At 34.6% G+C, this 8267-nt stretch carries 7 protein-coding genes; 3 read left to right on the top strand and 4 right to left on the bottom strand.

The genetic code is table 11. The features are described 5' to 3' along the window. Window positions 1–75 precede the first annotated feature (75 nt). Complete coding sequence (locus ACOI1C_RS20425; RefSeq protein WP_422512414.1) at window positions 76–633, bottom strand: hypothetical protein; 558 nt, start codon at window positions 631–633, stop codon at window positions 76–78. Between the two features lie 188 nt (window positions 634–821). On the opposite strand from ACOI1C_RS20425, the gene ACOI1C_RS20420 reads away from it, so the two are divergent. Genes ACOI1C_RS20420 through ACOI1C_RS20410 form a run of 3 tightly spaced genes read left to right on the top strand, consistent with a single transcriptional unit; the run spans window position 822 to window position 4631 of the window. Next, entirely contained in the window at window positions 822–2123 is a 1302-nt protein-coding gene (locus tag ACOI1C_RS20420; RefSeq protein WP_422512413.1) for a dsDNA nuclease domain-containing protein, read from the top strand. Beyond that, the gene (locus ACOI1C_RS20415) at window positions 2092–2655 is read left to right on the top strand and encodes a hypothetical protein (RefSeq protein WP_422512412.1); all 564 of its coding nucleotides are present in this window, start codon (window positions 2092–2094) and stop codon (window positions 2653–2655) included. The genes ACOI1C_RS20420 and ACOI1C_RS20415 overlap by 32 nt, the downstream gene beginning before the upstream one ends. After that, window positions 2652–4631 carry an AAA family ATPase gene (locus tag ACOI1C_RS20410; protein WP_422512411.1) on the top strand — a complete coding sequence of 660 codons (1980 nt, stop codon included), beginning with the start codon at window positions 2652–2654 and terminating at the stop codon, window positions 4629–4631. Before ACOI1C_RS20415 ends, ACOI1C_RS20410 begins: the two co-directional genes overlap by 4 nt. A 102-nt stretch (window positions 4632–4733) precedes the next feature. Here ACOI1C_RS20410 and ACOI1C_RS20405 read toward each other — a convergent pair whose 3' ends face one another. The 3 genes from ACOI1C_RS20405 to ACOI1C_RS20395 form a co-directional block, all read right to left on the bottom strand. Next, window positions 4734–5063 carry a helix-turn-helix domain-containing protein gene (locus ACOI1C_RS20405; RefSeq protein WP_422512410.1) on the bottom strand — a complete coding sequence of 110 codons (330 nt, stop codon included), beginning with the start codon at window positions 5061–5063 and terminating at the stop codon, window positions 4734–4736. A gap of 224 nt (window positions 5064–5287) precedes the next feature. Then, window positions 5288–5461 (bottom strand): hypothetical protein, encoded by a 174-nt coding sequence (locus ACOI1C_RS20400; protein WP_422512415.1) that lies wholly within the window; start codon window positions 5459–5461, stop codon window positions 5288–5290. Window positions 5462–5554: 93 nt separating this feature from the next. Further along, window positions 5555–8257 carry a phospholipase D-like domain-containing anti-phage protein gene (locus ACOI1C_RS20395; RefSeq protein ID WP_422512409.1) on the bottom strand — a complete coding sequence of 901 codons (2703 nt, stop codon included), beginning with the start codon at window positions 8255–8257 and terminating at the stop codon, window positions 5555–5557. Between the last annotated feature and the right edge of the window lie 10 nt (window positions 8258–8267).

The raw sequence follows: 8267 nt of genomic DNA, 5'->3' as shown, positions 1-8267 counted from the left end.
AAAAATGCACCTCGCAAATTGGTATTTTTGGTGGTTTGTCACTCCAATTTTACCATTTTTCGCTAAGGTGTATTTTTATTTTTTCTTAAAATTTAAGGGCTTTTTGAACACGCTCTTTAAGCGAGCCACTCCAACCAACACATACTTTTTATCCTCCCCGCTAAAAGGATTATCATAGTTGGCATAATAAAAAATTAACGAAGTACCTTGCTCTAGATCGGCAAAGTACTCCCTCATATTTTTTGCTCTTAATTCAGGATCGAATCTTCCATTTCTTTTAGCACTTTCATCATACATTGCCTCATATGGCCATGTACTTATAGAGTATGGTGGCATAGTCCATTTTTTTGTTTTTGAATCATCTTTAAAAAATACTGGTGGTTCATTTTCAGCAGTAAGCTCACTGTTACCGAAAGCATTAATACTATACGAGCATGGAAGGACTTTGGGTAATTCTGATGCATGCACACCGCTGTTTTCCTCTTCCCACTCCAAGTTACGTTTACTTGCAATAACATCTCCTGGAAAAGAGTACCTTCCTACACAATAGACATTCTCTTTTGGATTATTACATACTCTTCCATTCCAGCCATTGTCATGCCAGGCTATTCTTACAGATAAATGTTTTGGCATTTAAGAAAGCCCCCCTTTCATGTTATCCTTAAAAAGTTTACATTTATTTCTATTATTCTATAAATTATAGATAAATCCTGCTAAACTACTATTTTCAAAGTAGAACAACAGAGGTTTTTGTAAAAATATGTAGAATGTAATTACTATGGAATTGTTTTTACTTCGGTAGGATTGTAGGAGGATAGTCAATGAGTGATGAAACACCTAAAGTAAATAAAAAATTGAATTCTCCTGATGAAGTTCTTTCTAAAACTGATCCAGGTGATGAAGTACAAAGAAGATTTAGATATCAGCATACTTATACAGCTCTTATTTCTATACAAATGGCTTCAGGAAAGATAGCCTATAAAGAATTACTATGTGAACTACATGAGGATATTCTAGGAGTTCGTAATGACGGAAAATTCGAAGGAATACAAATAAAGACAAAGCAAATAACAGGCGGACCATTCGAATTAGAGGAAGAATCAGTAGTAAAAAGCTTATTAAGGTTCATTAAACTATATAACGATTTCCCAGGTTCTTTTAAGAAATTTATCTTTGTCTCAAATAGTCCTACTAGAAATGATGAGACAGGAAAAAGTTTAAATAACCTATTAATTCAGGCAAAGGAAAAGAAACCACAAGATCCTTTCAAGCCAGGTACATTAGAGAAGTTTTTCAAATCTCTTTGTGAAAAAAGCAATTCAAATGAACAGGATGTTATAAGTGTCTTATCCATTATTGAAATCCAACAAGGTCCAAGTATTGAAGATATAGAATCAAAAATTCTAACAGACCATTTAGGAAAAATGGCTGAATGCTTAGAAACACCTTTACCTAAATTAAGAATAATCCTTGATTCCATTGTTAGTCACATTTATTTTTCTTCATCTAAACGAGTGGAAAACCCCCTTCAAGATTATATAGCATTTGTTAATGGAAATGATCAGCTACTTGAAAAAGTTCATATAAATACAAAAAGGATTACCATAAATAGTATTATCAAATTAATTACTGAGCCGCTTACAAAAAATTTGTTTCTCAGATCAAGAAAAGGACTGCCTTCCAAAAACAATACTTTAACTTCAGACCTTTTGTTTTATAAAATGCAGTGTGGACTAATTGAGGAAGATAGTATAGAAATTATGGATGACTTAAGGGCATCTGCTGAGACCTATATTTTAAAGAATCATTATAAAACTAAAAATCCAACTGAAACATTGGAACAATTAGACCAAATGCGTACAATTGTAAAAAACCAAGCTATTGAATCAAAGTCTAGGAGTAAATTAAAAGGGTCACCGTATGGTGTTATAATGCTCCACGATATTGAAGACAGGTTGGAAAAGATAGTTAAAAATCGTCATGATGATGTCTTTCAAACACCTTATGAAATCCTTAAGGGCTTAGTCGGGATACTAACAGATGAATGTAAGGTTTCTTTTAGCGAAGAGCCAACAGGAGGTTGGAAAAATAATGGATCAATCACTACTCGAGAGAATAATTAGACTCGATGAAAATGATGAACTAAATATAGTTAGGATTCTTATTTTGATTGATAAGATGGCAGGCCGAAATCATAAACAAACTATCGATGGGATAAATAAATTAGTAAAATTTGATTTTCTCTTACGTTACCCAGTAGCCTTAGAAAGAGCCCTAATGAAGCTTAAAAAAGACAAAGATATACCTAAAATAGATATTCAAGTATATGAAAGAGAAAGCGTAGAGGCAAATTTGATGCATTTTAATTATGGCCCTTGGGATAGTAGGTATCGGAGATTCCTTACAATTCTCGAAGCTAAAGGGTTAATTGCTTATAATATTAGTGGAAAAACAGTGAAAGTTTCCATTACTCACACTGGTCTTAAAACAGTTGAGGACATTTCTAGGTTTTCAGAATTCCAAGATTATATAGTAAGAAGTGGACTAATAAAAAAACATTTTGGTTCATATTCTTCAAAGAAACTTATTAATTTTTTTTATGAAGTGTTTCCTGAAATGGTTACGATGACACAGGGAGAGGAAATAAAATTATGAATTTGAAAATAGAAAAATTAACGCTTACTTTTAGAAAGGAAATAGTAGAAATTCCTTTTGCAAAAAATATTACTTATTTTTACGGAAAAATGGGTGCGGGTAAATCCACCATACTACAATTAATAGACTTTTGTTTAGGTAATGAACTTATTGTAACACCTGCACTCCAACAAGAATTCATTAATGCTCAATTAGAACTAATTATTGGTAATAATCAGGTTTCACTTTTCCGAGAAAAGGGGTCAAATCAAGTACAAGTAGAATGGATAGACCCACACGAGCAAGAGGTACTAAACGTAATTGCCCCAATTTATAAGCAGGAATACTCTCAGCCCTTAATACCGAACACTAACATATTATTATTAACAGACCTACTATTTTATTTAGGTGGATTTCAGCCTCCCCTTGTTCGTAAAAGTAAAAAGGCTGAAAACACAGAACTTATCCGTTTGAGTTTTAGAGATTTAATGTGGTACTGCTACCTAAATCAGGATGAGATTGATAGTTCTATTTTTCATTTGGAAAAAGAGGCAAACAATTTTAAAAGATTAAAAAGTCGGGATGTAATGAGATTAGTCCTTGGCTTCCATCAAGAAAATGTTGCTTTACTTGAAAGTGAGCTGCTTGAAGTTCGTAATGAAAAGGCTACTCTTAATTCAACTGCAAAACAATTACAAAAATTTTTAGACGAAAATAATATAGGTGATACTTCTGCTATCTTAAAAAAAATCAAGGAAGTTGAAGATGGTATTCAACAGGTAAATATCCAGATTAACAATATAAGTAAAGAGATTGAACAAGAGAATACTCATCCTGTAGACAAGCTTAGAGAACAAGCTAGATCTTACGCTGTTATTTTAGATGAACTTAATACGTCAGTATATGATATTGAGGTACAAATAACACAAAGGAAAAGGCTTCTAGGTGAATTTGCATCAGCAAAGATGAAAGTTAATAGGTCATTAATTGCTAGGAACACTCTAAAGGATTTAGAATTCTCATCTTGTCCTCAATGTGAACGTGAATTAATTAATAAGGTCCCTAATAATAAACAATGCTCTTTATGTCAAGTTCCATTTGATGATAATACGTATTTTGAAAGTGAAAATATAGAAGTAATGAAAACTGACTTAACATCCAGATATAATGAATTAAATGATTCTATAACCCGTCTTAATAGACAAAAGGATTCCATGTTAATAGAATTACGCAGAATTAAAGAAGAAAAACAAATAATTGATCAAGAGATACTAGAATTACAAACTACTTATGATTCAATTTATTTAGCAAAAGCAAAAACATATGAACGGACATTAGGAGAACATAAAGCTGAAAAAGTAGCACTAAATCGCTTACTCCCCTTATCTAATCAAGTAAAAGAGTTACAAGATCAAGCCGATAATCTATTAGTTGACGAGGAACGCTTAAAAAGGGAACTAAACGAAGCAAGAGAAAAAGCCGAGAAAGACAATACCAACCTGGAAGAGATTAAGTCATTATTCCTTGAAAACCTAGTAGAAGTGGGGCTTCCAGGTGTTAACCAAAGCGATATAGTATCAATAAGCACTAATGACTTTATACCAAAAATTTATCGTTCGAAAGATGATGATGTATATGAAATGCAATTTTCCAATCTTGGTAGTGGAGGTAAAAAGACGATATTTAAATGTTGCTTTGCTTTAGCAATACACCGTTTAGCCAAACAAAGGAATGTACTTCTCCCAAATTTTCTTATGATTGATACACCAATGAAAAATATTAGTGAACGAGAAAATGAAGACATTTTTAAAGGCTTCTACTCTTTTCTTTATAAGTTAGCAGAAAACGAGTTGAAAGATTTACAATTTATTATTGTAGATAAAGAATATTACCCTATTCCAGAAGAACTTTCTAAAAAGATTAGTACAATAAAAAAACACATGACGCCTGATGACCCAATGCATCCACCATTAATACCTTATTATAAAGGGCACTAAACTTTTGGAGTTAATAATAAAAAAGGTAGAGGAATGAAAGCATTCTTCTACCTTTAGCTATTAATTTTCCCAGGCATTTTGGGGTAACGTAAAATAAAGCTTTCAATCAGCCTTTAAATACTCCTCAATCTTGTTTCCTACTTTATATGACAGCTTTTCATGTCCATTCTCAATCTTAGATAAAGTTTCCAGCCCGATACCTAGTTTCCGAGCTAACCCTCTTTGTGTTAAGCCCTCGGCTTTACGCTTAACATAGACGTCCATCGCTAACGATGATGAAAAGTCATAAGCTTCGCTGTCTTCATCTAAATCTGGTTCCCAGTCGCCATTTCCTTTGTTGAACTTCATATCCAGATATTCTTCAATACCCACCAGTCCCTGTAGTTCTTCATCTGTTTCGTATAAGAAACCATGACATAAATTCGTCTTCATAATAATCCAGCACCTTTTAATCAAATTACAAACAGCATGAGTTTTTTCACATTCCATTTGTTATTTTGATTTCACCCATTAGGTGCTAAGAAATCAACAAAAACATCATAGGACTATGCTCCCGTTTTAAACTTTTCATAACTGTTAGCTAGCTTGTAGGTCACTCCGTTGTCCAGTGCAGCAAAGTGCTTCCGACCAAAAGTGATTTTTCCATACTCTTTCAATCAAAGATCCTCTTGATCTGTACTTCCTTTTGTTTCAACGACAAAGTATAATGTTTCGACTCCTCCTTTGCCGAGAAGAACAGCCCAGTCAGGATTGTAATTTCCTAGTGGCGTATGGATAACGAATGTTGATGGCAATTTCACAAACAGCTTTACATCCTTATCATTATTCAGCTATTCCGCAAAAGCCTGTTTCACATTGGAATCATAACGGATATAGTCGTAGACAGATTCATCCTATAATACTTTTAATGTCCTAAATCATATTTATTTCCACCCCTGCTCAAAATACTTTCTCATTTCTTTCTTATCAAGCACTTTTGAGCAACTTTCCCAGTCGATTTTATCCACTTTATTGTTATACCGATTTTCGAATGGATGTTTTTCAGGGACTTCATTTAATTTTTGTTTTGCTTTTTCTTCATCTTGCAAAGCAATATCTACCCATACATCTTCGAGTACATCTGGAAGTTGTCCAAAAACGCCATGTATACTCTTGAAACGTTCTGATAATAGACCGTGAACCCGATCCTCAACCGAATCCTTATATCTTAAGTTGTAAAGATAAACCTCGTCATTAACTTGTCCAATACGCTGAATACGACCTTTTCGCTGTTCAAGTCTCGTAGGATTCCAAGGTAAGTCAAGATTAATCAATGTTCCAAGTGTTTGAAGGTTTAGACCTTCACTTGCCGAATCCGTTCCAACTAAGACTTTTAATTCACGATTTTTCACTGCTAATTTTAATTCTTCTTTATCTTTTTTAGTAAAGCTTCCATCAATAAAGATGCCTGATTTATCTCCACCTGCATATAAACCAATTGATTCATTAGGAAAATGATTGGATAGTTTTCTTGCAACCCATGATGCGGTATCAAAGTATTGGGAAAAAATGATACATCCTTTCTCAAGCCACTTCCAATCTTCCAGAAGCTCTACAACTTTTTCATACTTCGGATCAACTGCCTCATTCGTTTCCAAAGCCTTCACATATTTAACAAGCATTTCCTCTTCTTCTGCTGTCAAATTTTTAATATCTGACTCTACTTCTTCGTCGCCCTCTTCATCTGACCAACCCGATACGGATGTATTCCACTCGTTTAACATCTTACGACCAGTGTTTAGACCCGCTTCTATTGAACTACCAATCCGTTTTAGTAGTAGGGTTTTCAAAAAACCGCTACTTTTTGATCTTTTACCGATTAAATTACAAAATTCTTCTGCATACATGTACGCTTGTTTTAGATAGCTTGATAATACAAGTGCATCATCATCCGATTCACCACGTAAAACTACTTCAATTTTCTTTAGGTAGGGCTCGCCATTTTCTGGGTTGATTGTTTCCTCTAAATATGACCGCTCTCTCCGTATAACGTGTCGGATATATGGGTTGTTCCTTTGGTAAAATTTATTATCTAAAATTCTACCAATAATACTCTGCTCTGGCTTTTGTAAATCAAAGTGACTTTTCTGAATCACGAAATCGTCTTCTTTTAATCCAAGCCTACGTCTAAGCAGGCCAAAGGTTGGTTCATTTTCAAAAGAAGGTGGAAAAGGATTGCGAATCCACTCCCAATTTTCAGGATTAAAAAACTCTATCTGTTCCTCGCCCGTGATTAACTTCAAACTTCTTGGTATTTGCTCACGTTTTCGCCACATTGAAAAACCATTTCCAAGAATACTATCATTCTTTTGTGAGAGTATATTCATTAAGTCCCAAAGCTCTATAGGATAGAGCTGAATTGGAGTAGCAGTAGCAAGTAACATACTTTTCGTTTTTCGTGACATTTTTAATAAAAATTCATACAAGTTGTTTGGATCTGGGCTTTGCAGCTCTTTTTTGTCACCTAAATTTTTTCTTCTCGCTCGGTGTGCCTCATCTACGATAACACACTCATAGTCTTTCGCTAAAAGATATTCGGAAATCGGGGATCTGGATACGATTAACCCTTGTGACACAATTCCTATCTTCCGTGGGCACTTTTTGATATCCTCTACTCCCCTGTTTGGGTAGACGAAGCCATTTTCATCAACCCATTCCTTACCGTTCCAGACGGCAGAAGGTATGTTTAATAGCGTGTTCAACTCATCTTGCCATTGCCATAGCAGTGTCTTAGGAACAATAACAAGCACTGGCTTTTCACCATATAACGCCATCAATTGGGCTGACATTGCAAGTTGAATCGTCTTCCCTAATCCTACAGGGTCAGCAAGAATATATCTTGCTCCGCAACTTTTTTTATGTTCCCTGAATGCCAAGTCAACGAAATATTTCTGATGTTCCCATAATCCAAACTCTTGTCTGTAAACAGGTGATTCAACTGCTGTAGATGCAGGCACAGCTTCTTTTTTCCATTCTTCAACTGATCCGATGACTTCCCTTTCGGAAATTCTTTTTATATCCTCTACTATGAAATCAGATAGGCGTACAGCCGTAGGATCATTCCATAACGCATCAAACTCTTCCTGAACCCACCCTACTGCTTCTGTAGACGCATCTTCCCAAATCAATTCATAATTCATCTTCCAGCCACTATACGTCTCATTTGCACTTCCTAAAAAGGATGTCTTTGTTCCATTCTGGAGAGTAATAACACCTGCTTTTCCATGAATTAATCCAAACTTTTTATCTGGGATTACTTTTACTTCAAGTTTTCCAGATGATAACAATTCATATAGTTTTTTAAATCGTCTTGATGAATCGGGAAGATCTTCTGGCTTAAATTCGCACCATTCTCTTCTCATGGCATTTTGAGCAAGTTGTGCCGTCAATACATCCTTAACATCCAATCCCGAATTACAAATGACCCTTACCTTTCCTTCTACTTGTTCAAGTGACTCACCTGCTACTTCCAAAATAGAAGAACTAAAATAACCTGCGATACGATCATACTGTTTCGCATTGTGTAAATGATTATGAAGAAGAGAAGCACTAATTGCCTCTCTCCTCGTTGAGTATCGTTTGATCACATGGATTCAC

The sequence above is a fragment of the Bacillus sp. DJP31 genome, assembly GCF_049310945.1.
Lineage (GTDB): Bacteria > Bacillota > Bacilli > Bacillales > SA4 > Bacillus_BS.
The sequence above is the reverse complement of the archived record's forward strand: the minus strand, read 5'-3'. Positions and strand labels throughout refer to the sequence as shown.